General features: G+C 40.8%; 24 protein-coding genes and 1 pseudogene. 4 read left to right on the top strand and 21 right to left on the bottom strand.

Annotated features, from left to right (window positions below; all coding sequences use genetic code 11):
- From cas8c to DWV53_RS09125, 9 genes are all read right to left on the bottom strand, one after another.
- Positions 1 to 1,713, bottom strand: a complete 1,713-nt coding sequence (cas8c, locus tag DWV53_RS09090; protein WP_118153052.1) for a type I-C CRISPR-associated protein Cas8c/Csd1 — start codon at positions 1,711 to 1,713, stop codon at positions 1 to 3.
- On the bottom strand, positions 1,698 to 2,471 hold the full coding sequence (gene cas5c / locus DWV53_RS09095; RefSeq protein WP_118153054.1) for a type I-C CRISPR-associated protein Cas5c: 774 nt from the start codon (positions 2,469 to 2,471) through the stop codon (positions 1,698 to 1,700). Before cas5c ends, cas8c begins: the two co-directional genes overlap by 16 nt.
- A complete protein-coding gene (cas3, locus tag DWV53_RS09100) occupies positions 2,468 to 4,669 on the bottom strand; it encodes a CRISPR-associated helicase Cas3' (protein ID WP_259318952.1) in 2,202 nt (733 codons plus the stop codon). The genes cas5c and cas3 overlap by 4 nt, the downstream gene beginning before the upstream one ends.
- Positions 4,670 to 4,692: 23 nt before the next feature.
- Entirely contained in the window at positions 4,693 to 4,866 is a 174-nt protein-coding gene (locus DWV53_RS15755) for a hypothetical protein (RefSeq protein WP_181992458.1), read from the bottom strand.
- Positions 4,867 to 4,877: 11 nt separating this feature from the next.
- Positions 4,878 to 5,099 carry an HTH domain-containing protein gene (locus DWV53_RS16390; RefSeq protein WP_118153056.1) on the bottom strand — a complete coding sequence of 74 codons (222 nt, stop codon included), beginning with the start codon at positions 5,097 to 5,099 and terminating at the stop codon, positions 4,878 to 4,880.
- Entirely contained in the window at positions 5,066 to 5,314 is a 249-nt protein-coding gene (locus DWV53_RS09110) for a hypothetical protein (protein WP_118153058.1), read from the bottom strand. The genes DWV53_RS16390 and DWV53_RS09110 overlap by 34 nt, the downstream gene beginning before the upstream one ends.
- Positions 5,315 to 5,317: 3 nt before the next feature.
- Positions 5,318 to 6,310 (bottom strand): helix-turn-helix domain-containing protein, encoded by a 993-nt coding sequence (locus tag DWV53_RS09115; protein WP_118153060.1) that lies wholly within the window; start codon positions 6,308 to 6,310, stop codon positions 5,318 to 5,320.
- A 211-nt stretch (positions 6,311 to 6,521) separates the two neighbouring features.
- Entirely contained in the window at positions 6,522 to 7,790 is a 1,269-nt protein-coding gene (locus tag DWV53_RS09120) for an ammonium transporter (RefSeq protein WP_117728404.1), read from the bottom strand.
- Positions 7,791 to 7,891: 101 nt separating this feature from the next.
- The gene (locus DWV53_RS09125; protein WP_006849503.1) at positions 7,892 to 8,248 is read right to left on the bottom strand and encodes a P-II family nitrogen regulator; all 357 of its coding nucleotides are present in this window, start codon (positions 8,246 to 8,248) and stop codon (positions 7,892 to 7,894) included.
- 454 nt (positions 8,249 to 8,702) lie between these two features.
- On the opposite strand from DWV53_RS09125, the gene dapF reads away from it, so the two are divergent.
- The 3 genes from dapF (at position 8,703) to DWV53_RS09145 (ending at position 13,204) form a co-directional block, all read left to right on the top strand.
- Positions 8,703 to 9,548 carry a diaminopimelate epimerase gene (dapF, locus tag DWV53_RS09135; protein ID WP_118153064.1) on the top strand — a complete coding sequence of 282 codons (846 nt, stop codon included), beginning with the start codon at positions 8,703 to 8,705 and terminating at the stop codon, positions 9,546 to 9,548.
- 177 nt (positions 9,549 to 9,725) lie between these two features.
- Entirely contained in the window at positions 9,726 to 10,958 is a 1,233-nt protein-coding gene (locus tag DWV53_RS09140; protein WP_022120371.1) for an LL-diaminopimelate aminotransferase, read from the top strand.
- 56 nt (positions 10,959 to 11,014) lie between these two features.
- Entirely contained in the window at positions 11,015 to 13,204 is a 2,190-nt protein-coding gene (locus DWV53_RS09145; protein WP_006849499.1) for a glutamine synthetase III family protein, read from the top strand.
- A 251-nt stretch (positions 13,205 to 13,455) separates the two neighbouring features.
- Here the strand turns inward: DWV53_RS09145 and DWV53_RS09150 are convergent, their stop codons facing one another.
- The 3 genes from DWV53_RS09150 to DWV53_RS15760 form a co-directional block, all read right to left on the bottom strand.
- Positions 13,456 to 16,452 (bottom strand): DEAD/DEAH box helicase family protein, encoded by a 2,997-nt coding sequence (locus DWV53_RS09150; RefSeq protein ID WP_118153066.1) that lies wholly within the window; start codon positions 16,450 to 16,452, stop codon positions 13,456 to 13,458.
- Between the two features lie 203 nt (positions 16,453 to 16,655).
- Positions 16,656 to 17,225, bottom strand: coding sequence for a GNAT family N-acetyltransferase (locus DWV53_RS09155; RefSeq protein WP_259318953.1), 570 nt, complete (start codon positions 17,223 to 17,225; stop codon positions 16,656 to 16,658).
- A gap of 32 nt (positions 17,226 to 17,257) precedes the next feature.
- A complete protein-coding gene (locus DWV53_RS15760; RefSeq protein WP_006849444.1) occupies positions 17,258 to 17,413 on the bottom strand; it encodes a hypothetical protein in 156 nt (51 codons plus the stop codon).
- A gap of 183 nt (positions 17,414 to 17,596) precedes the next feature.
- On the opposite strand from DWV53_RS15760, the gene DWV53_RS15765 reads away from it, so the two are divergent.
- Positions 17,597 to 17,830, top strand: a complete 234-nt coding sequence (locus tag DWV53_RS15765) for a hypothetical protein (RefSeq protein ID WP_181992460.1) — start codon at positions 17,597 to 17,599, stop codon at positions 17,828 to 17,830.
- Here DWV53_RS15765 and DWV53_RS09165 read toward each other — a convergent pair.
- From DWV53_RS09165 to DWV53_RS16155, 9 genes and pseudogenes are all read right to left on the bottom strand, one after another.
- Positions 17,787 to 19,088 (bottom strand): nucleotidyltransferase family protein, encoded by a 1,302-nt coding sequence (locus DWV53_RS09165; RefSeq protein WP_181992461.1) that lies wholly within the window; start codon positions 19,086 to 19,088, stop codon positions 17,787 to 17,789. The two genes, DWV53_RS15765 and DWV53_RS09165, sit on opposite strands and share 44 nt — an antisense overlap.
- A 94-nt stretch (positions 19,089 to 19,182) precedes the next feature.
- A complete protein-coding gene (locus DWV53_RS09170) occupies positions 19,183 to 19,488 on the bottom strand; it encodes a hypothetical protein (protein ID WP_147468759.1) in 306 nt (101 codons plus the stop codon).
- Between the two features lie 26 nt (positions 19,489 to 19,514).
- A complete protein-coding gene (locus tag DWV53_RS09175) occupies positions 19,515 to 20,264 on the bottom strand; it encodes an RES family NAD+ phosphorylase (RefSeq protein ID WP_118153074.1) in 750 nt (249 codons plus the stop codon).
- Between the two features lie 101 nt (positions 20,265 to 20,365).
- On the bottom strand, positions 20,366 to 21,343 hold the full coding sequence (locus DWV53_RS09180; protein WP_118153076.1) for a hypothetical protein: 978 nt from the start codon (positions 21,341 to 21,343) through the stop codon (positions 20,366 to 20,368).
- A 427-nt stretch (positions 21,344 to 21,770) separates the two neighbouring features.
- The gene (locus tag DWV53_RS09185) at positions 21,771 to 22,484 is read right to left on the bottom strand and encodes a hypothetical protein (protein ID WP_259318954.1); all 714 of its coding nucleotides are present in this window, start codon (positions 22,482 to 22,484) and stop codon (positions 21,771 to 21,773) included.
- 143 nt (positions 22,485 to 22,627) lie between these two features.
- On the bottom strand, positions 22,628 to 23,548 hold the full coding sequence (locus DWV53_RS09190) for a DUF488 domain-containing protein (RefSeq protein ID WP_118153085.1): 921 nt from the start codon (positions 23,546 to 23,548) through the stop codon (positions 22,628 to 22,630).
- Between the two features lie 121 nt (positions 23,549 to 23,669).
- Positions 23,670 to 24,302: a HEPN domain-containing protein gene (locus DWV53_RS09195; protein ID WP_118153079.1), complete on the bottom strand. Its 633-nt coding sequence runs from the start codon at positions 24,300 to 24,302 to the stop codon at positions 23,670 to 23,672.
- Entirely contained in the window at positions 24,277 to 25,452 is a 1,176-nt protein-coding gene (locus DWV53_RS09200; RefSeq protein ID WP_118153081.1) for a DUF262 domain-containing protein, read from the bottom strand. The genes DWV53_RS09195 and DWV53_RS09200 overlap by 26 nt, the downstream gene beginning before the upstream one ends.
- Positions 25,453 to 25,791: 339 nt before the next feature.
- Positions 25,792 to 25,920, bottom strand: a pseudogene (locus tag DWV53_RS16155) (dTDP-glucose 4,6-dehydratase); the annotation flags it as partial.

Consider the following 25,920-nt stretch of genomic DNA (forward strand, 5'->3'; position numbering starts at 1 on the left):
TTAATTGTTAAAATTATTATTATCATTGTTCATTTTGTTTGAATTTGTGTTATATTGGTAATAATATCCCAAAGCAAACTCTCCACGTTCCACTATAGAAAACTTATTTGGGAAGTGACCAATTCGAGCAGCAATCTCAGTAATGGATTTACTGTATGCTCCTTTGGTTTTCTTCTCATAAACTGGTACATATTTTGTCAAGAGAATGCCCATAATTCGCGCAGGTGTATTTGATGCAGATGCAAAAAATCTATCCTTAATAGAACTATTCACTTCACCTTGCGCCTTAAACTGCAATTTGCAGATTAAGGCAAACAAACGTCCACACAGATATGCCTTACTGGCATTTTGTTCATCTAATTCATTCTTCATATTATATTTGTTTTTATTGTTTCTATTTAAAACTAATCGAATAACAGTTGATTTCTCCTCACTAAAGCAACCATATTTAGCCTTGTCATGCTCTATTTGACTTAATACACTTTGAAGTATCATCAACGGCAACGGTGTATTTGTTAGAGCTGCATACCATAATATGGTTCCAATACGAGCTTTAGCCTTGAAATCACTCTGTGTAGGCTTAGCTTTCTTCTTTATGCAATTATAAAGAATGGAGTTTATGCCAGGATAGTACACTTCACCATTTTTTATAGTTGCAATATCTTCAAACCATTGCTTTAAGTTATTCTGATATTGAGAAACACTAATAGCCAGCCAATCCCTTACAGCTATTCGAGCTGCAGCAGAGGACAAGGTACAACAGTAGAAATAGTTGTCAATTTCCATTCCTGCTCGAAGAGAATCACCAGTAGCTACAGAAGAAAACATTTTTTTTATTCTTTCAACTGTAGGTTGGCAAATATCAGACCATGGGTCGATATTATCATCAGGCACCTTTGTCCAAAACAAGGCAATAGTATCGTCACTAATCTTTTGCCGATTAGTATATTTGAACTCTTTTTCCTCCTTAGAATTGAGTGTTTCGATTCCATTTGTAGTAAGGAACTTAAGAGCTTCTATATAGTTTCTTGCACAGTTTGTACAAATGCCAGAATTGAGATTACCTTTCAAGCTGTAAGATTCAAAAGCATTGGTATTATATGAAACCAACATACTTCCTGCCTTCTGACCTTTTGGTAATTTTACAGAACCATGCGACTCATCTAATATTGGATATTTGTTAGAACCACAAATTGCACATAAACGATTGCCATTGTTCCGTTCACTCAACCCCTTCTCATATTTCTTTTTTATAGCATCATAAACGCATTGTAAAGAAACAAAGCGGATATGGGTTTCTTCAAGCATAAAGGTCATATTTCCGCTTTTTTTATCTTTGAATGCATCAATAGCTTTCCTTACCTCCTGTGGTTTACTATAAAATAAAAAAACAGGAGCTAACTCTTGAATAGATTTATATTCCTCAAGCTTGTTGAAATATCGCTCAAATTTCTTCTCTACTTCTGTTAAAGTAGTAGAACCACTTATAGGTGTATGGTATCCCAACAAAGTTTCTTCAGGCTTATCAAGCAACAACCTAGCTTTCCCCTTTTTAGCTGATAGTTTTTCTGCCTCAATCATTATATCACAAGAAATCAACTGTTTGAAATTGCCCTCACTATCAATGACAATATCCCAACTACATTTTTCTGTACCTAAAGCATCGTGACCATTGTAAACTCTTTTGCCTAATTCTACTAATTCTGCGAACATAATTCCTCCTTTCTATTAAAGTCGAACAATATGCGATTAACTGAGTCTTCTTGCTTTGCACGTACATGAGATGTCGAAAGCATCTTTTCATTCAGTTCATCAGGACACACAAGCGTGCTATTCTTTATAACAGCATTTGTCATATAGATTGGAGTCGCATTATGATCCTTATCGTACCAAATATCAAACAAAAGACTACCTATAGGATAGGTCAGGTTAAGCTCTGTCGCTTTATCCAAATCCTCTTGTGTAACAGGGAAGAAATCACAGGAAAACTCACGAGTACCCAAATAAGGCTGATGCCAACATTGACCCTTTTTCAAACGTCGGTTAAACATCTCACGATATTTGACTATTGGTTCACAAGCTGTTCTTCCTTCTTTTTTATCTCTGTTTTTGACCTTTTGAATATTATCTTCTGACATATAAATAACGGCCTCTATAATGTACTCAACATCTCGCAAAACGATGCTATTTCTCTGGCAACGTTTGTTCATATCAAGTATGTCAATAGGCGTACCACTTTGTATGGAGCTGATTTCATTTCTCTTAATTGAAGAGAATGATATCGGCTTCAATATCTTGATACTTTTAACAACCCATTGAAACTCTGGTTTCCAAAGGATGCATTCCAATATGCCTCTTGCTGCAGACGGAGTCATACATGGATATGTCATGCGCTCCACTTTAAGCGCAGGTTGAGTAAAACAGGCATAATCTCCTTTTACCCTTACTTTTACAATATTACTATCTATCATATGCAAAATATTTCTTCTTCGTTACTTAATCCAAATTCTTCCGAATAAGCACCACTCCAAACTTTTACTCCATTTGTAGTTTCTGCTATCTTATCGGAATTGTCACGTTCAAACTTGCTATACACTTGCACACAGTATTGTGCTATTTGCTGATAATCTTTTCGAGAAAGATATTCTTTACTAGTAATCTCTTTATACAGTTGCAAGCTTTCCTCGTTATATCTATACACGAACAATGAGGTCGCACTACTATCAATAATATGATATTTATCTGCTACATCCTGAAACATCAATTTTTCACGTTTAGGAGTTATGATGTCCTCAGGTGCATATAGCTTAACTATATCCGTATAGTATTCTGCATAGAAATCTGCATCAGTTAATCGATTTTCATTATTGTGATAACATAACTGAGCAAATTGAGTGAAAGTTTTATACTCAGCAGAAGGTTGTCCTTTTTCCTCTAACTGAAACAAAAACACTTTGCCTTTTTCAAGCTTACCCTCTCTATTGCACCTTCCTGCCGATTGGATAATAGATTCCAATGGTGCAAGTTCACGAAATACTATAGGGAAATCTATATCTACGCCTGCCTCTATTAGTTGGGTAGAACACAGTATCAATTTCTCTCCATTTTTAAGTTTACTTTTGACCTTATCAATAACAGCCATTCTATGCTTCTGGCACATGTTTGTTGATAGGTGAAGAACCTGCATATTGCCTTTTTCTTTTATAATATCAAACAGAGCCTTAGCTTTCTTCTTGGTATTGCATACAATGAGAACAGGCTCTTTTTCTTCACAAACTTTTTGTGCTATACTATCCATTGATTGGACTTCGTAGTCAGCAATCGGATAATATTCAACTCTTTTCGTGGCAGCAAATATGGCCGTAGGATTCTCAACCAATGGCACTATACGGTCAATACCTTTAAAGTCAGCACGGGTTTGAAAGTTCGGTTGCGTAGCAGTGCAAAACAAAATACTACAACGGCACAGATGCAACATATCGTTCAGTATCTTCATTGTACATTCTGCCAGATGAACTGGTAATGTTTGTATCTCGTCAAATATGACAATTGAATCCTGCAGATTATGCATTTTCCTACATTTCGATCGCTGGTTCGAAAAGAGAGACTCAAAAAACTGCACTGTCGTTGTAACGACAATGGGATAATCCCAGTTTTCTGTCGCTAATTGTTTTGGGTCTTTGCAATAAAACTCTTCTTCTTCACTTTCTTTTCCTTCATAGATAACATTTGAGTGATGCTCTAATATAACATCATGGTCCTTGAAAATTGATTTCAATTCCTTTGCAGTTTGATCAATGATGCTAAGAAAAGGCAGGACTATGACAATGCGCTTAATATTTGAATGAACTTTTGCATGATGTAGAGCCCAATTCAAACTACACAATGTCTTTCCCATACCAGTAGGCAACGTCATAGAGAAGCATCCTTGAGGTTGCGCTGCAAGACTCTGTGCATACAATCTCACCTCTGTTCTGAGCTTGTTTAGTGAAGATTCAAGAGAAAAAGAACTCAACTTATGATCTAAAGCATCTAAAAGCACATCTACGTCAAGGGATAACTGCGGGCGTGCATCATATTGTTCTTTTTCAAAATGTCGCTCAGTATCAAGACTATCTGCATCAACAAGAGAACTATATAGCATTCGTACAAACAGTTCTTTGGTTGTATTTTCCTTTATCCTATTAAAAGAAGAATTATCACAAGGAGGAATACATAGACCATCTTCTTTTAACGAACACAGTACATCAAGCCATTTGCTCTCTTCTTTTCCACATTGGTTCAAAGTTTCGAACATAGCATCTCTATTGGGCAATCCTGCATGATGCCCAAAGACAGGAAAAGCGACATTGACTAACTTATCCATTCTTGCCATATAAGCTCCCCATTTTGCATGAGGTTCTTTTTCTCCTTCTGCTCTAATATATTTCTGAAATCCTTTACTATATTTTCCGACATCATGTAACAAACCACAATATGTATACACGTCAACATATTCACCAGATAAAGCGAACGACTTCATCATTCGAGCAACACCTTCGCTATGCTGTTTCATCGTTTGCAGTTCGCCATAACAGTTTTCGGAATGGGCTATGTATAAAGCCCCCTCCGTATCTTGTTTTAGCGTAGATTTACAATCAACATTTTCCATATCAGCATTTGTCTTCATTACTACTATTAATATAAAAAAAATCAACCAATAAAAGTCTTTAAAACTTCTTTTGTAGCCTTGGCAATCTCTTTCGCCTCCTGATAGCACCCATCAATTTCTTCATAGGTGAACACATTCCGAGCCTCAGCGATGCTTTCGGTTGCAACCTCTTCGAACATATCGAAGACGATTTGTTCATTATTATTCTGCTTCATATCTAACACTATTAAGAATTCGTATTGCCTTGTTCGAGTATCACCCAAACACCAGCATTCACTCTTCCTTCATGTCTAATTATTCCCGCTTTTTGTAATACAGACAAGTCACGTTCTATGGTACGTTGCGTTACCGACATTGTTACCGACATTTCCTTACCCGTAACAAAGGGATTTCCCTTAATCATAGAAATGATATTTAACTGGCGCTCAGATAGTTCGCTTTCCGACATGTTTCCGACACGTTTCCGACATTTACACCGACATCCCCGCCACGCTCTGCGATAACTTCGTCTATCGTCTTGCGCTGAACAATCGCCATCACGCCACCTCCATTTTCTTCTATCGTTGGCAATGGCAAGCTAGCACGTTCAAACTCCTCGGCAATCTTCTTGAAACCACGTCGCCATGATTCCTTATATTCTATATTTTGACTTTCATTCTGCATATTCTATTCCTCCATACTTTTGATGATTGAATTGACTCTCTTCTCCCTTCCCAATGTCTCAGGAAATGCATAGTGTCCATTATTGATTTCACGAGGATTAGGCTCTATATGCTCGGCATACCATGCACGTTTATACTCGGTGGTGATGATGCCGTAATCTCTGGCGGTAATAATGGAAGCGGCGAGAGATGCGCCATACAGTTCCTTGATGTCGATCATCTCCTCCAGCGTTATCTTCTCACGTTTCTTGGAACCCAACTCTTCGATAAGCGCCAATTTGGGAAGAAGAAAGAAACTGGCAAAGAGATCACAACGCTTCTCCAGCCTCAGCGGACTATCTTCCGGGAAGAGGAGAAGCAAATGGGCCAGTTCATGAACTGCCGTGAAGCGAAGTTTCTCTACGCTACTCTTTTCCGGATTGAAATCGAGAATCATCAGCGGATGCTTCTTATCAGCCCAGGTGCTCATTCCGAAGACATACTCTGGAAGATTAGCAGCAAGTATCATGATACCTTTTCTTTCCAAGAGTCTCAGGATACTGGCGATAGGTCCATCACCGCAATGCCACTTTTCACGAAGAAGGTCGGCAGCATGGATGGCATCTTCCTGCGTTGATATCCCGGTACCTTTTATCGGATTTTTGAACCGGGTAGGGAAACCCGCTTCTTTCTCCTTGGCTAGATACTGCTCTGCCCAAAAAGAGAGTTTCGCTTCCAGGGCTTGCAACTCGTCTTCGGATAACTTGCCACTGGAGGTGGTGCGGAGCATCGGCATGTTTATCTTGAGATTGGTTCCTTCGAAATATTCCTCGCTGATATTGAGGGCTTTGGCTATGGCTTGCAGGGCATCACGCTTAGGGCGCATGATGCCTTTCTCATATCGGGAGATGCTCTGCTTGGTGATGGCTCCGTTGGTTCGCTCTACGAGTTTATCCATGCTGAGCCCCATCATCTGTCGCGCTTCCCGCAATCTTATAGAAAATGATTCATTAATCATAATTGTCAGCTTTTTAATTTATTGACAAATATAAGAAAAAGAGTTGATTTTGTAACTAAGTATTTATAAGATTTAACATAAAAAAGCAGGCAAATGATAAAATAACAAGAAGAATTTAGGCAAAATCAGGTTTACACATTATTATAATAGAAAACACCTTGACCATACAAAACATACAGTCAAGGTGTTATATATATATTCATTCTCTATCTTAGTTGCTATAAGCACTCTCACCATGCTCGTAGATGTCGAGACCTTCCTCTTCTACTCGCTTGTCTACACGTACACCTACACTCTTATCTACAACCTTGAAGATAATGTAGGTAACTACTACGCTGTAGATGATGCTTACCACGGTGGCTACAACCTGAACCCAAAGCTGATGCCAGTCGCCATAGAGGGCACCCTGTACACCTTCGGCTCCTGTTACATACTGAGTGGCGAAGACACCGGTGAGGATAGATCCCAGAATACCACCCATACCATGCACACCAAAGGCATCGAGAGCATCATCATACTTGAACTTCTCCTTTACTACCGCTACCATGAAGAAGCAGACGATGGTGGAAATGATACCGATGCAGAAAGCTCCGAAAATATCGGTACTGCCGGCTGCAGGAGTGATGGCTACCAGTCCGGCAACAGCACCGGTACAAGCACCTACTGTAGTTGGCTTCTTGTTCACAATCCAGTCGATGAGCATCCAGGTAGTGGCTGCCGCTGCTGTTGCGATATGAGTTACGAGGAAGGCGTTGGCTGCCAGACCATCAGCTGCCAATCCGCTACCGGCATTGAAACCGAACCATCCCAACCAGAGGAATGACATACCCATGAACACGAAGGTGATGTTGTGAGGTGTGATAGGATGACCCGCACGGTAATCATCACGCTTGCCTACACAGAGTGCCATGACCAGAGCGGCTACACCGGCATTGATATGAACTACGGTACCACCCGCAAAGTCGATGGCTCCCATCTCCTGCAGAAAACCGCCGCCCCATACCCAGTGAGCCATAGGAAGATAAGCGATGATAACCCAGAGGATGGTGAAAAGTACATATCCGCTGAACTTCACGCGCTCGGCAAAAGCACCGAGAATCAAGGCTGGAGTAATGAGGGCGAACATGCACTGGAACATTGCAAAGGTGAGTTCCGGAATGCCTGTTGGCATGATGGCATCCAAGCCGATGCCGTGGAGGAAACATTTATCGAAACCACCGATGACGCAAGCCAGAGGATTGCCCGAATCGGCATATTCTGTAGAGAATGCCCAGGAATAACCGAAGGCTACCCATATCAGACTGACTACTGCCACGATGAAAACCGTCTGCATCAGGATGCTGAGAATATTCTTCTGGCGCACCAAACCACCATAAAAAAGTGCTATACCCGGGATTGACATCAAAAGCACCAAGATGGTTGCCATGATCATCCACGCTGTGTTACCCGTATCAAGTGTAGTTAATAATAAACTGCTCATAAAAATATCTTATAGTTAAATTAGAATACTAAATAATATTTATTAAAGATAAGTAAGAATGCCTAATTCAACATTCAACACTTAACATTCAACATTTTAAATTATTCCTCTTTCTCAGCGTTATACAATGCGATGTCGCCACGTTCGCCGGTTCTGATTCTTACCGTATCGAGTACAGGAATCACGAAGATTCTGCCGTCTCCTACTTCACCGGTCTGTGCAGCGCCCTGGATGGCGGCGATGGTAGGCTCCACATTCTTATCACGAACCACAATATTCAGAAGCACACGTTCGATGCTGCTGGTATCATACATCACACCACGGTAAATGCGAGCCTGGCGCATTTTACCCTCACCTCTTACATTATAATAAGAGAACCACTCGATGTCTGCTGCTAAAAGCGCCTTCTTGACATCCTCGAATCTAGACTTGCGGATAATTGCCTCAATCTTCTTCATAATCCTTTAATAATTAATAATGTGTTAATACTTCTATTGATTGTCTCTTTTCGAAAACGGACCTTCATTGGTTGTTATTCAAATCAAGCCTTTCTTTTACACTATGTTCATTTTCGGCTGCAAAATTAATACATTTTGTCAGTATTTTGAAGAAAATAAAAACATTTCGTTTCTGCTTTTTGTCGAATATTTTAAATTTATCGAGGCTTATCCTATTCTCCTTACAATTTGTAAGGCAGAAAGCAATTTTATGATACAAATTGTAAGATAGCGAAAAATAATCAAGATTTCTGCATTTATTTTCTTGCATATTTCAACAAATCGTCGTACCTTTGCAACCGAAATCAAACAAATAGTCATCGAAATATTCGAAAGACTAGCAAAAAGTCAAATCTCAAAAGAGATAAGACATGAGAGATAAAAGAAGAGTATTCAAACATAAAGAACAACGCAGATGAAAGAAACAGTTCATTTTACAAAGATGCAGGGAGCGGGTAACGATTATATATATGTAGATACCCAACAATACGACATCCCTGACCCAGAGAAGGCGGCCATTGCCTGGAGTGCTTATCACACGGGCATAGGAAGCGACGGACTGGTTCTCATCGGAAAGCCGCAAGACAGCAGAAGAGCAGATTATTCGATGCGTATCTTCAACGCCGATGGTTCAGAAGCGATGATGTGCGGCAATGCAAGCCGATGCATCGGTAAGTATCTTTACGAAAAAGGATTGACCCGAAAGGACACCATCCGACTGGAAACACTTTCGGGTATCAAGATATTGAAACTTCATCTTCAGGATAATAAAGAAGTTGTGGAATCGGTAACAGTAGACATGCTGGAACCCAAACTTGAAAATCCCGAGCAATTCATAGGCCCTTCGGTGCTCGAAGCTGACGGCAGAAAATTTGAAGGCACCTATGTTTGCATGGGTAATCCGCATTTCGTTACCTTCGTGGATGACATCGACACCATCGACATCGCCCACTATGGTAAAATCCTGGAAAGAGACAAGGCATTTCCCCAGAGATGCAACATAGAATTTGCACAAGTAACTGACACAGACGCCATAAGGACACGAGTTTGGGAAAGGGGAAGCGGAATAACAATGGCTTGCGGAACAGGAGCCTGTGCCACAGCCGTAGCCGCAGCCCTTACCAAGCGTGCTGGCAGAAAAAGCAGTATCGTGATGGATGGCGGAACGCTGGAAATAGAATATAGCGAGGCTGATGATCATGTTTACATGACGGGACCTGCAGCCTTCTCATTCGAAGGAGAAATCCAGTTGGAGTGTTAATATAGGGAGTGTTGAATGTGGAATGTTGAATGTTGAATTTAACTGCACCCACCAAGTCAACACTCAACATTCAACACTCAACATTAAAACAACATGACACTCAACATTTTAAAAAGAGAACGCAAACTTAAATAACAAATGGTCGATAATGACCACAAATAAAAGGAGAAACAAAATATGGCATTAGTTAATGAACATTTCCTGAAGTTGGCCAACAACTACTTGTTTGCCGACATCGCAAAGAAGGTGAACGCCTACAAGATTGCACATCCAAAGCAGCGTGTAATCAGTCTGGGCATCGGTGATGTAACCCAGCCTCTCTGCCCTGCCGTCATCAAGGCGATGCACAAGGCTGTAGATGAGATGGCTGAGCAGGCTTCTTTCAGAGGCTACGGTCCGGAGCGAGGCTACGACTTCCTCCGAGAGGCTATCATCAAGAACGACTTTCTGCCACGTGGCATTCATCTCGACGCCAACGAGGTATTCGTAAACGACGGAGCCAAGAGTGATACGGGAAATATCCAGGAGATTTTGAGATGGGATAACAACATCGGCGTTACCGACCCGATTTATCCGGTTTATATAGACTCTAACGTGATGATAGGTAGAGCGGGAATCTTCGAGAACGGCAAGTGGAGCAATGTAACCTACATGCCTTGCGATGAGAGCGATGACTTCATCCCTCAGATTCCAGACCACCGTGTGGACATGATTTATCTCTGTTATCCAAACAACCCTACGGGTACGGTCATCTCGAAAGAAGAACTCAGAAAATGGGTAAACTATGCTATCAAGAACGAGAGCATCATCCTCTATGATGCAGCCTACGAGGCATATATCACCGACCCATCAATTCCTCATTCCATCTACGAGATTCGTGGAGCCAGAAAGGTAGCGATAGAATTCCACAGTTATTCGAAGACTGCCGGATTCACCGGTGTGCGTTGTGGTTACACCATCGTTCCTAAAGAGTTGAAGGCAAAGACATTGGCAGGTGAGGAAGTGGCATTGAATCCTATCTGGGACCGCCGCCAGTGCACCAAGTTTAATGGTACAAGCTATATCAGCCAGCGTGCTGCCGAAGCCATCTACACCCCTGAGGGTAAGGAACAGGTGAAGGCAACCATCAATTACTATATGGAGAATGCCCACTTCATGAGAGCCGAACTCCAGAAACTCGGCTTGAGAGTATATGGCGGCGAGAATGCACCTTATCTCTGGGTGAAGACACCAAACAACACGCCAAGCTGGAAATTCTTCGAAGAGATGCTTTATGGTGCCAGCGTAGTCTGCACTCCAGGTGTCGGCTTCGGTCCATCGGGCGAAGGCTACATCCGACTCACCGCCTTCGGCGAGCATGAGGACTGCAAGGAAGCCATGGAGAGAATTGCCAAGTGGCTGGGAAAATAAACATTCCAACAGAATATAAAAACATTGAAAATCAGAAATTTTAAATTATATAAGGTATGAGCAACTTAAGATTTGAAGCTGTTTCAGAGGCTTCCAAGAGAAAGCCTGTTGAGGTAACCGCTCCTAGCGAGCGACCAAGTGAATTCTTCGGAAAGAAGGTATTCAACCGACAGAAGATGTACAAGTATCTCCCTGCAGATGTCTATGAGAAACTGGTAGACGTCATCGACAACGGAGCACGTCTCGACCGTAACATCGCCAACGCCGTAGCCAAAGGCATCAAGCAGTGGGCTGACGAGAATGGCGTAACCCACTACACTCACTGGTTCCAGCCACTGACAGAAGGTACTGCCGAGAAGCACGATGCCTTCATCGAGCATGATGGCAAGGGTGGTATGATCGAGGAATTTTCAGGTAAGTTGCTCGTTCAGCAGGAGCCTGATGCATCATCTTTCCCATCTGGCGGTATCCGCTCTACCTTCGAGGCTCGCGGTTATTCTGCATGGGATCCAACATCTCCTGTATTTATCATCGACGATACACTCTGTATCCCTACCGTCTTCATCTCTTACACAGGTGAGGCTCTCGACTATAAAGCTCCATTGCTCCGTTCATTGCACGCTGTAAACGTAGCAGCAACAGAGGTTTGCCACTACTTCAACCCAGATGTCAAGAAAGTTATTTCCAATCTCGGTTGGGAGCAGGAGTACTTCCTGGTAGATGAAAGCTTGTATGCAGCACGTCCTGACCTGATGCTGACAGGTCGCACCCTGATGGGTCACGATTCTGCCAAGAACCAGCAGATGGACGACCACTACTTCGGAGCCATCCCAGAGCGTGTTCAGGCATTCATGAAGGATTTGGAAATCCAGGCTCTCGAACTCGGTATTCCTTGCAAGACCCGTCACAACGAGGTAGCACCAAACCAGTTTGAGTTGGCACCTATCTTCGAGGAGACCAACCTTGCCGTTGACCACAACATGCTCCTGATGAGCTTGATGAAGAAGGTAGCTCGCCATCACGGTTTCCGCGTACTTCTCCATGAGAAGCCATTCGCTGGCATCAACGGTTCCGGTAAGCACAACAACTGGAGTCTCGCTACAGATACAGGCATTCTGCTTCATGGTCCTGGCAAGACACCAGAGGATAACCTCCGTTTCGTAGTCTTCATCACAGAGACTTTGATGGGTGTATACAAGCACAATGGTTTGCTCAAGGCATCTATCATGAGTGCAACCAATGCGCATCGTCTGGGCGCCAACGAGGCACCTCCAGCAATCATCTCTTCATTCCTCGGCAAGCAGTTGACCGACCTTCTCGAGCACATTGAGAAAGCCGACAAGAAGGATCTCTTCACCGTAGCTGGCAAGCAGGGCATGAAGTTGGATATCCCTGAGATACCAGAGTTGATGATTGATAACACCGACCGTAACCGTACTTCTCCATTCGCCTTCACCGGTAATCGTTTCGAGTTCCGTGCCGTAGGTTCTGAGGCTAACTGTGCATCTGCAATGATTGTATTGAACACAGCTGTAGCCGAGGCTTTGACCGACTTCAAGAAGCGTGTGGATGAGTTGATTGCCAAGGGTGAGGACAAGACTTCTGCCATCATCGATATCGTTCGTCAGGATTTGAAGACCTGCAAGCCAATCCGTTTCGACGGCAATGGTTACTCAGATGAGTGGGTAGAGGAAGCAGCTAAGCGTGGTCTGGACTGCGAGAAGAGCTGTCCAAAGATTTTCGAGCGTTATCTCGACCCTGCCTCTATCAAGATGTTCGAGGATATGGGTGTCATGAAGAAGAACGAGTTGGAAGCTCGTAACGAGGTGAAATGGGAGACCTACACCAAGAAGATTCAGATTGAGGCTCGTGTAATGGGCGACTTGAGCATGAACCACATCATCCCTGTGGCTACTCACTATCAGAGCCAGTTGGCTAAGAATGTGGAGAACATGATTGATATCTTCGGCGACGAGGAAGGCAAGAAATTGACAGCCCGTAACATCAATATCATCAAGAAAATTGCCGAGCGCACTCAGATCATCGAGACAGGTGTTGAGGAGTTGGTAAATGCCCGCAAGGTTGCCAACAAGATTGAGAATGAACACGATAAGGCGATAGCTTATCATGACACGGTAGCTCCAAAGATGGAGGAAATCCGTTATCAGATTGACAAGTTGGAGTTGACTGTAGCCGATGAGCTCTGGACCTTGCCTAAGTATCGTGAACTCCTGTTCATCCGCTAATCAGCAATGTCTTCCAACATAAGACATATTTCTGACAAATAAAAAAACAAAGCTCTAACAAGAGCTACTCTTCATCAGATATAACAATTGAACGATCAATCTATTTCTTTTATTGGTTGTTTAAGTTTGCGCGGAGTGTGGTTGTGAAATCACGCTCCGCTTTTTTATTTCCTGATTTACATAAATAAAAAACAGACCGACATGAACGCTTGTTCACATCGGTCTGTTTACCCTTTTACTTTTTTACCTTTTTACTCTTTTACCTTTAAAAGTTTGATTGTCTGTGTTTTTCCCGTGATACCTGTTACCACGGCGATTCCATTGTCACGAATCTCCACCTTCTCATATTTGGCATCAACAATCACTTTTCCTTTCAATGTCATAACGCCCCAATGTTTGGGAATCTCTTCAAAGGCGCAATAGGCACCAACAGGTTGCGCTATACTGCAGTAGAGGGGTGGCACGATAACTTTACCATCTACCTTCACACCCCATTTCTTTCCTGCCTGATACAATTCCACATGTCCTGCTTCTGACTTCTCATGCAAAAGAAGCATCTCGTTTGCTTCCATTTCCTTTTTTTGCAACATCGCCTCATGATAGTATTTCTTGCCAAGGCGAGGCATCACAAAATTCAAATCTTCCTTCTCATTCTTTGGATGATTGCATCCTATATAAGTCTTCTTCATATTTGAATCCACCAGGTAGTAGTCCTCTTTGCTGTCCATGACAACGATACGTTCACCATACAGGACTGCACATAACCAATACACATGTTCGTAATCATTACGTAGGAAACATACATTCCTGCTCTCTTCATTGCTCATGCGCATTTTCCCTTCATCACCCTCACAATAGTACCATACCTGACAACCGGGAGCAGAAGGTCTGAATCTGAATATCATATAGTACCCATAATTCAGAAAATCATATTGTGAAGGATGATAGGGCAGAGAAAAATCTTCTTGGGTTCGAGACATGAAGATGTCGTTATATTCTATAAACTCCCATCCTTTTATGTTGACAACATGGGGAGCTTCTGCTACGTTAGTGCCATCGTCGATGACAGCTTTTGCCAACAGGTCATAATAGCATTTCGCCTTTCTGCGAGGTCGGTAGAACAGGATGTTGCCATCCAACAGCTTCATGTCATAGTAATCGCCTGGCTCCAAGACCTGTTCTCCTTGTCGGTTCACTACCGTCATCTTTCCATCAGGCAGCTTGATGATGGCAAACACCCCTTTGCTATCTACAAACTCACGATACTGTAGTGTTTGGAGCAATTCTTCATGGCTCATCACCATCATCATTTCTGAGTCTGGATGAATCTGAATATCGTCTTGCTTCTCGTTCATCAGGAAAAACTCTCTATCCTTCGGAGTCTCCTTTCTCTTGCCAACTTTCAGCTTTCCCTCGAACATAGCATTCCAGTTCCATACTTGCGAAGGCAACCCGAACACCCGATATAGTCCCACATTATCTATAATTACGCAGTTCTTCTTTCCCTTAGCCACTCGCAATCCACGTCCCACCATCTGCAGATACTTAGCAAGCGACAACGTTGGTCGTGCCAACTGTACAAACTCCACATCCGGGCAGTCAAATCCCTCCGAGAAGATGTCCACATTCACCAATACCTGTATAGGAGCAAGTCCATCAGCAGCCCGCAAGCAAGTAGCCCCCAGTCCATCACCAGCTCGCAAGCAAGTATCAGTAAGGCGGTCCCATCCCGCACAATCTGGCGAGACCTTTGATGCTCCACTCATCCCCAGGCGGTCCCCAAGTCCCTCTGTAGGCCGCAAGCAAGCAGCACCCAGGCGGTCCCCAAGTCCCTCTGTAGGCCGCAAGCAAGCAGCACCCAGGCGGTCCCATCCCGCACAATCTGGCGAGACCTTTGATGGTCCGCCAACCTTAGAGCGTAGCGGTTCCGAGCGACGAGGAGGAGCGGTTACATCCCCTGTCCCCTGAGGGGAAAGGGGCTTGGGGAAAGCGGTGGAGCCTCCCTTAAGGGTAAGGGAGGACGGGTGGGTTTTCGAAAAAGAAGTATTATTAGAAGCTTTGAATCTTTCTATAAGTTCTTTTCGTAAAGAACTTGGCGTTTTACTATCAATAGCAACAGCCGCAATGCCGTGTTCTCTGTAGAACTCGGCAATAGCATTAGCATGACTAATATTGATAGCATACACGATGCCCTTTCTATCTTTACCATATTCTTCCAAACTCCGATAGAGCCTTTCGATGCTCGGTTTCTTATTCAGCAACATATCCATTTCCTTGTTTTGGTAGTCACCGTCTGCCCCTCGCTTCTGCAAGGAGTCGATGAGCCGTTGCGTTACACCATCCGACTTGATGCTCACGAAATCGTATGTTGCCAATCTTCCCTTGCTGATAAACTCAGGAACACTCCACGACTGCACCAAGATATCAAACAAATCCGTGAATCCCTTACCATTCAATCGGCAAGGAGTAGCCGTCAGTCCCAGGAACTTAGCATTTGGGAATCTCTCCCACATCTCCTTATAGGTCTTGGCAAGGGCATGGTGCGCCTCGTCAATCACTATCATCCCCGGTTCTTCCTCTATCTCGTCATAGTGTTTCGACAACCATTGTAACGACACAGCCTTGATCGGCATCATGTCAGAAGTAGGATTAACAGAAGAGGCAGAAGTGGCACCAAGCCCATCACCACCCCTCTCACCCAGGCGGTCCCCAAGTCCCTCAGTAGGCCGCAAGCAAGTAGCAGCAAGCCCATCAGCAGGCCGCAAGCAAGCAGCACCCAGGCGGTCCCATCCCGCACAATCTGGCGAGACCTTTGATGGTCCGCCATCCTTAGAGCGAAGCGGTTCCGAGCACCGAGTAGGGCGGTTTCCTCCCTCTCCCCTGAGGGTGAGAGGGTCGGGGTGAGAGGTGGAGCCCTCTTTAAGGGTAAAGAGGGACGGGGTGATTTTCGAAGAATTGACAGGGTGGTTCGAAAAATCCTCTTTTATGGTAAGGGAGGACGGGTGGGGTTTCGAAAAAACTCTTTGAATAGTTTCTCGAATCTGAGAAACCAACTCCCTTCTATGGGCAACAATCCAAACATTGCAATTGGAATGTTCCCTCAAAAACGATTCTACGACCGAAGCGAGTAGAACCGTTTTTCCCGTACCCGTTGGCATTTGTGCCATCACGGACCGATGAAGGCGCATCGCCTTCTCAATCCGTTCCTTCATATCCTCTTGGTAATCAAAAAGCTTAATATTCTTCATATAAAAGCATATAATGAATATAGCGTCCCTGCTATATTCCAAGCAGTGACACCTATCAGTATGTTAAAAAGTAAGATGGTATCTTTTTTTAAAATCAAAAAAAGAAAAGTCAAAAAGACGGGCAGAGCTTCATCAAAAGCCCTGCCAATCTTAAAGTATATAATTAAAAATCTAAATTCTTATCCTTTTGTGTTTTCCAGATATTAGGCAATTGAAGTCAATTTCTTCAAATCATAGTACATCAAACGAGTGTGCAAAGTCTTTGCTACGTCATAGCCAAGATTTTCCGCTTCTTGCTGTTCCGTAGAAAACAAAAACAGGAACTCATTCTTTTGGTAAAAGCCAAGAGGTGCTTCATTATTGTAAGCATCAACAATCAAAAAGCGGCAACCTGTTTTGTTTTCCTCATCTATAAACCATGATTTTATAAAATCAAGAAGTTCCGTACCGATACCATGATTGCGAAACCCTGCATTAATTCCCAAACGTCCAATCAATACACCTGGGTATCTACGCATACGTTTCTCTCTTGGAATGTCTTGCGACAACTTACGTCCCCGATTATTGGGAATGACATCCACTCGAATACTATCATTTGATAGTGTAAACATACTAACGATTGTCTTAGGATCCTCATCCAAAATAAAACAATAAGTCTTTCCTAACAACTCTTTCTTGTAACGCATAGCGTCATTCTGAAAGAAGTCGTCAAGGTCAGCATCTCCACAGGTAAAAGGGTGACAAGATGACAATATCTTATCATCCAATTTCACAAGTTTGCATTTTTCCAATAAGAACCCCATAATCAAAAACCCGCTTTTTCCAAAATGGCACGAGCTTCAGCAACTTTTGCAGAGAAGTCCACACGATTATTATTATTCATAACTTCTTCCGCTCTCTTCACAAAGCGAGCTGCTTCTTCACCTCGTAGAGTCGGTATCACTTTAATATCTATTGCCATAATCTTCTCCTTTTAAACATTTAATTCTGCCGCCAAAGTTACGCTTTTTTCTCGAAACCACCAAGAGAATCACAAGAAATCTGCATGTTATCAGCAAATAACCACGAAATCAACCGTAAACTACCAACTATAAACTGTTAACTATAAACTCTCTTTTCCCCAGGCGGTCCCATCCCGCAAAATATGGCGAAGACCTTTGATGGTCCGCCAACCTTAGAGCGTAGCGGTTCTGAGCGACGAGGAGGAGCGGTTTCCTTCCTCTCCCCTGAGGGTGAGAGGGTCGGGGTGAGAGGTGGAGCCTTCCTTAAGGGTAAGGAAGGACGGGTAGGTTTTCGAAAAGATACCCCCATCAACCTCTGGGTGATAGAAGTAGTTATTTCTTATTCTTCATTCTCCAAAAGAAATGCCAAGTTCTAAAGATTGGCTCACTTAGAGCCTCAACAGGATAATATCTTACGAAATGCATATTTCTCCATATCTTCAGGAAATACTTCTTCCCCATACTCTGATGCGTAAACCCGCCATATTTGGTGAAGTGACGTCCAAAGTTGCCGCCCTCAAGAATCTCTGCCAGCAACAACTTTCCTCGCTTTTCATCCATCGGAGCTATCATCTTCTCCTCAGGTAATCCCAATGCCTCATGCAGCACATACATCACCGCCCCTGCAAACTTCCACAATCCCAAATACTTCAATTCTCTCTGCACCACATCTAAAGCTGTAGAGGCATAAGAAGTAACAGCAGTAGTAGAACCAGCAGAATTATCCCCCTCTATAGTAAGGCGGTCCCATCCCGCACAATCTGGCGAGACCTTTGATGGTCCGCCATCCTTAGAGCGTAGCGGTTCCGAGCACCGAGTAGGGCGGTTTCCTCCCTCTCCCCTGAGGGTGAGAGGGTCGGGGTGAGAGGTGGAGCCCTCTTTAAGGGTAAAGAGGGACGGGGTGATTTTCGAAGATTTATTATTCAAAAATACATTTTTTGAGAAATCATTGACTACAAGAAAATAGTCAATGATTTGCCTCATTCCAATCCCTTCATCGAAGAAATGATGATAAAGATGCGTCAGCTGATAAATTACATTGAATGCCGTCGTTGGTATAGCAATATCCCCTGCCCCATCGGGCAACCCCACAATATGCGAGCATTGCAGATCCACATTCCTTCGAAACCATTTCTGCAACCTGGCATGATAGATAGGATTATTCATTGAGCAAGGAAAGAAATGCAACTCTACAGGCACACCATCCAAGGAAGTCTCCAGATGCTGCAGTCTGATATCATCCCCCAGTTCAAACTTCTTTTGAGCATACTCCATAATCCTCTCCCTACTAGCATCAATCCAAACATCAATATCCCCAGAAGTACGAGAATATGGATTCGGATACATCAAGGCATTCCCCTGCCCTTTCAGAATGCAGCACCTCAATCCATCCTCTCTCAGCATCGAGAAGAGCTTACCAGCCACAGCATTCACCTTCATGTTCTGTCTGCGAATCTGTTGCGCCTTACCCATCCAAGTCATCAGCAGTTCCCTCCCTATCGGGTTCTGCTTCAACTCCTCAGGATACTCCTTTCCCAGTCTCTCAATACCCTCAAAACATAGCCCCAGCAACGCCTGCTTAGAAGCAAAAGAATACAGCTCATGCCAGTTCATACCAGCAATCACTCTACTCATATTCCTCTTTTTCCCCAGACAATATCGTAAAAAAGCAAAATATGGAGATGTACTATTCATATATGTTTTCACCTTCAACTTTACCTCAGAATCTTTAGTTACTCATTTTATAAAGCGGGAACTTATCAGTGTCACGTAATCTTTTTTCTAATTGCCCAAAATCTGAAAGTTCATAGTTAGCAAATAATTCAAATTCTTTATCATCATACCCAGCTTTACCTAAATCTATGTCATAGCCACATTTCAACTTCTCAAATTCATTGCAGGTAGGATTCGTTATCGAGAAATTATCGACTAACTTAGGACAATAATTATTACCATTAGCCCCCAAAGCATCTATTGGGAACAATGCGATATTATCGAGTTTTGACTTTGGAAATTCAAATTCATCGGTCTTCAATGACGATGTATATCGTATACCATAAATCAAAACATTTTTTTCTTAGTTTCCGGCTTATCATTATGAGTAATTACCCACTCTGTCACTAACTGCGGAATGATATACTCGGGCTTAAAGACGTCATCCCTATTGATTACTACTACCATACATGAAAGTAACAATGGGAAGAAATATAAGGTCCTTATTATATTCTTATCAAAATCATTTTTATTGGGTATTCGCATATCAAGTAGAAAAATATCTTTCTGATTCACTACACGTGATATCATACATAAATCGAAATCTACACGATGCATTTCTTCCCAACAGGCATAGACGCTTTCTCCAACATACAAACAAGGATAGCCCGGAAAACTATAGCGTTGAGTTTGAACTATTCCTCGTTTTGAGAAAGGTATATGAAACATATCCTTATAGGTAAACTTCTTAGTACCACTATGTACCCTAGCCCTATAGAAACTATTATTTGCTTCTAATTGCGAAACAAACAAGATATTACCAAAACCTTTATGTCCAGTTTTACCAGAAAACAAATTAGACAGTTTTCTAAAAGCTTGTGCATGCAAACCTTTATATTGCGCTTTAACGATAGCTTTTATCGCCTCACAGATATAAGCAACTTCCTTTTTGTCCTCATCTCCGATGCCTTCCGTCTTGTTTATATAAGATAGATAAGTCTTCAGACTATCAGATAAAAGTATACGAAATGGCTTACTATCCGTATTCTCTACAGGGAGCATTTCAGCTATCTTAGAATAGAGTTCATCTTTCGTCATATCACTTTTTAATATTAGGATTTTTTATAAGATCTTCCCCCAAATGCGCCAAGACCCTAGCTGTCATTTTAAAAGGTTTCTTCATATAATCTTTCTTTAGGTCATTTTTCATTAAACACAACGGTCATTCTATCCTCACTATATCTACTTATGAGCGCAGATAAAAGTCTCTCATCACAATCTGGAGAGATACACCAATTATTGCTACAATGACATAAAATGTCATATAGTGTTCTAAAGTCTGTATCATGTACTAAAACTTTCTTCCATTTTTTAAGCAACATCATTAGCCTACGAGAAACATGTCGTTTATCGTATCCTAGCATTAAGTACGAATGCTCTCCTTTCGGTAGCAGGTGAACAAACAACATATCTAGGGGAGCAGAGCAAGTTTCATCAAAGCATAACTCTTCAAAATCACTATCATCAACTATAGCATCACAAATTGCTAGTTTTAAAGGAGCCAGTTCTATACAGCAAAATACATAAGAGTTAAACTCATTATTTTCAATTGCATCATAAAGCAAAACGATGCTTGAATCATATCGTCTTTGCATGAACTCCCACGCTTTCTTTTCTTCATCATATATTCCACCCTGATAAAAGGGATTTTTCTCCCTCTTAGCTTCATTTTCTACCAATAACCTCAAATTATGATATCGTAAAGCACCTACAGCGCGTAGAGATTGAAGCACTTGAAATCTAATATCTGTTGGTATTATCCCATCTGCATTTTTCTCATACTCATCAAATAACCCATTATCGTGTTTCTTGCAAAAGATTGGCATAGACATAGCTTTCTCTATACCAAACGTTTGAAATTTTTCTAATGGAAGTTCACCAGAATCTATAAAACTCATAGGATGCACCTCATCTATCTGACATTGTATCAATTCATGCTTATCATTACAAATGTACTTTTTCAATACACATTGTGGCACAATATGAGAATGTTTCAAAGTAATCTCATTACAACCAGGAATACAACATGTATACTTGTACTTTTGTGAAACAAAACGAGCCTTGTTCAACGTTGAAGCAAAGTCCTTATATGAAAATTCCGAAATATCCATAACCATAATAATTAAACAGTAATCATAGAATTAAGACTTGTGCATGTCCTTCGCCTCATTGTCGCCAATTGCAACCTCTGCGAACATTGGCTTGCAGTTTAAATGTTTCTTGCCTTGTACCATAATTTTAAAATTTAAAATAACGGTACAAAGGTACAAAACTTTATCTAGGCGCACGATACGGCTTTCACCGATACTTACGGACCGTCTATACGTCAGAGAAGAAAGCGATAGTCGGATACATTTGGATATGGCTTGACAACGTAAAATCCGATGTCGTCGTCACGGCTTATGTCATTTTATGACCACGTGCCTATCACTCCTTTAACAGGTATCGCCAACCAAGTGAAAAGCGATACCAGTAACCACGCAAACAAGGTGGTATCATTGGAGCGCTATGATCAATTAATAGTAAAACAAGCAATAATATAATCTAAAACAAACTCAATTGCCGATTCTTGGGGCAATGAAAAACCCCAATAATAACATAAGGGTTAGGTGCATTTAAATTATGCCACTTATACTGAGTTCCTATCAAAAGAAGAACTTCTTCTTTCTGTACAAATCCCCAATATTTATCCCTAACCTTACTTATAGCCTCTTTGTATTTTTCCTCCTGCGTATTGCCCTTAGAGTTCTTATAACTATTCAAAAATAACATACCTATTTCCCAATCTTCAATCATCAAACGCCTTTCCTTACCATCTCTTGTCTTAAACACATACTTAAAACGAAATGGTATTTTCTTCGCAAAAACAAAAGAATCGTTAATAGACTTCTTATCGTCAAACAACGATAATTGTCTTCGTTCAGCATCATATCTCTTTTGATATTTAGCCAACATCTCATTATATCCAGTCATATCAACTTCTTCCCAAGTAAAATCAACGAATTCAGTAGGTCTCAAAACTGCTAATGATACCAAATTATTCTTTGTTTCTTTCAATAAGGCTGTCATATCATCATAGACTATCTTGTTTTTTGTAATCCAACGATAACGGTTATCCCAATCTATTTTAACGCCATCAAGTTTTTCTAGAATTCTAAGAGTGTCGATATTTTCTATATGATAACTCTCCGGCCTATTATCATTAGGATTCTTTTTTAAATCTACTTCTATCCATTGCCACTTCTTATATTTAGGCATATCTTGAAGATACAATAGTCTATGTGGAACTGGATATATTCTTATCCAGCTCCCATCTTCTCGAAATCCTGCAGTACACACTGTCTCAAAATGATTTTTAGACAGAGTTGGGTACGTCATAACAGTAACTAAGACACGCGTAATCATAAAAAAATCTCATTTAATTTGTACTTATGTTGTGGCAAAGACATGAGCGCTTTAGCAACTCTTGTACGATGACATTGTCTCGGGTCTTTTTCAAAACACATGAGACACACACGATTATCTGTTTCAACAATATCATGTAACTGCAAAAGATAATTCCAATATTTACGCAATGTTGTACACTCATACTCATCAAACAACTCATCATAATCATTTTGATTCACCAATGTTTGTCTTTTTGAAGACTCTATACCAAGTTCCGGAATATGTACATACTTAACATTTACTCCATTACAAGCCTTCTCAAGAATACCTTTCGAAAAGCCATATTTCATACTAAACGCATTTTTACGCACATCAACTAGCGTGTGAACATTTAGACGAATCAACCTATTAAGAAATTTTTCCAAAGAAAACCCTTCATAACCAATCGTAAATAGCATTGGCTCTGTTTGAATCAGTTTCGCTTTTTGTTTATTTACTACATCTAATTCATCCAAGCTTAATATATGTTGCTTTATAACACTATTAATAGCAGTATAAGGCCACTTTCGATATGTATAAGCAATCAATTCGTTTTGTGACATTTTTCCATACAACTGGCAAATTTCTTCAATTATTTTTCTCTCAAACATATCTAAATCTTGAAAAGCATGATACTGATGCAACAGAGTATATTCTTTATCAGATTTATCAACTTCATTAATTGCAATATAGCCATTTTTCTCCAAAGAAACCAAGTCTTGGTTAGCTTGAAAAGAAAAACATCCATAACGATATGGAACGAAATCATAGATTCGTTCATTCATTTGGCTACGAGAAAATAGGAAAAGGTATTTTTGCATACATTTAGCAGTAATACCTCTTCCTATTTTCTCCAATATTGCCAATATTATCTTTTTCCTTTTTCCTGCTACCATAATTATCTTATCAATAATTTTTTGCAAAGATAAGTATTTTTTTAAAGTTTACAGAAATATACGAATATTTTTATATTAAATTAAACATAGACTTCCAGTACCAAACATCAACGGAGAGATTTTACAACAAATAATAAGACATATTTAGAGCCTTGTTCTTAATTCGTCTTACCATTTCCAAAACATCACATACAATATTATCGGCATCCTCAGGAGAAATAGAGTCTCTCCTCCTAGCATACGAATGAGCATATGCACCACGAATCGTTTTCAATCGAGATAAAGCTGATAATTCGTGAGGATTTCTTGGTACTTCTATACCTATTGGTTGCAACAACTTACGCAAATACTTAATATCGATTCCATGATTCTCTTGAGTTGCATATTTACTTAATTCACTTTTACGTGCAGCAATTCTTTGTGATAAATAGTCATTAAAAGCTGAAGGCCAATTATTTTCTTCCGCTATTTTTTTCTGATGCTCGTCAAAATGCAACAAGCACAGTGTTGCATAGGAAAATTTTCTATTTATCGAATTAAACTCAGTTTCAATTTTATCAACGGAATACAAAGTAACATCCTCTACAAATTCCTCAAAAGCAGCATGACTAAGAATACAAAAAGAATGCACATCCAAATCATAATCATTCGGAGATTGAAGGGGATCTTTATGAGGCTCTATATAACGAATTAACAGTTCTAGCACATGATTCTCCAATGCACGGAACTTATTTTCTAATTCTTCGCTCGACATATTCAAAAGGAGACACAAGATTTAAACCATAATTCTCGTTAACAATATCTTGAATACGAGAATATCTTATCTTATAGTTTTCCATATTCTTTGTAGACCCATCTATAGTCGCCTGAAAATCAAGATCCTGAGAAAATAAGCTGATATATGCAGTTACGAATTTCCTGTTATTTTCATCTGTCAAACATGCATCATCAATCTGATCAAAATAATAAACAAGTACTTCTAAAATAACACGATTAAATTGAGTGTTCTGTTCTCCATTTTTATATTTTCTAGCAACAGCTTGACAAGAACCAAAAACACGAATCAACTTATCTATGATTATCATAACCCTATCTTCTAGTTCTCTAATATCGCTTTCTTCAGTCTCCCATTTTTCATTAAACAACCTAGTCGTTTTATCTAAAAACTGAAGAAGGTTACCCTTATAATCCATTGAATACCTCAGAAAAGACATACAACGCAACAGTACTTCAACATCCCTCAGTCTTTTATCTGGCTCCTTAAGATTCATCACTCGTCTCAAGACATTATCTTCATCTGTTACCATTATAAGATACTCCGAAAAAGGTCCTTTATTTAATGCTTGTCTCAACTCTTGCGAACTTAAAGGAGTAGAACCAGAATTCAATCTATAGAATATATCATAAAGAGACTCATCGCTTGGATAATTTGATATAACAGTACATCTAAGAGCTGAGTTTTCAAAAATTCTCAAGTAATTTTGATTAGCACTTATATCCTCGTAAGACTTAAGGTTATAGGAACTAGTCAACCCTGTTGTTTTTGGATTTTTCTTTGTCCAATATTGATAAGCCTCAGGATTCTTGAATCCTGCAATTGTAAGAAGACGTTGTTTACCATCTATAACAATAAAAGAATTACGCTTGTTTTTATCTTCTGCAAGGACTATCTCTGGAATCGGGTACCCTATCATTATAGACTCTATCAACTTACTTCTTTTCTTATCATTCCATGCATTTCTTCTTTGAAATCCAGGATTCAAATCTATATTACCTTGTTCTATTTGGTTTAGAATAGTTGCAACGGTCCAATCTCTAGAGAAAACTATCAAATTTGCTTTTTCATTTGTTTGACCGATATCATCTAATTCCTGATATACCTCTTCATTTTCTTCATTCATCATAATTACATTTTTTTAAAAGACCTTTTGTAAAAACAAATCTCTCATTTTTTTAAGAGACTCTTTTTATTATATACAACATCCAAAAGCAGAATACTCATTCTACTTTCCTCTAGCTTTTCTTATTTCAACAATTATCAACATTCCTATTACACTTTGTGAACTACCTATTTCATGCGGTCCCATCCCGTACAACCATGGCTAAGACCTTTGATGGTCCGCCAACCTTAGAGCGAAGCGGTTCTGAGCACCGGAGGGCGGTTACATCCCTAATCCCTACCATAGGGATTTAGGGCTTGGGTATAGGATAAGGACCCTCCCTCAAGGGAGGGACAGGAGGGTCTATTTACAATACATCCCCTCATAATACTTCTGATATTCCCCAGAAGTAACATGATCCATCCATTCCTGGTTCTCCAGATACCACTTCACGGTCTCCTCGATACCCTCCTCAAACTGGAGAGATGGCTC

The sequence above is a fragment of the Segatella copri genome, from assembly GCF_003465495.1.
In the GTDB taxonomy this organism is placed as follows: Bacteria; Bacteroidota; Bacteroidia; order Bacteroidales; family Bacteroidaceae; genus Prevotella; species Prevotella copri_G.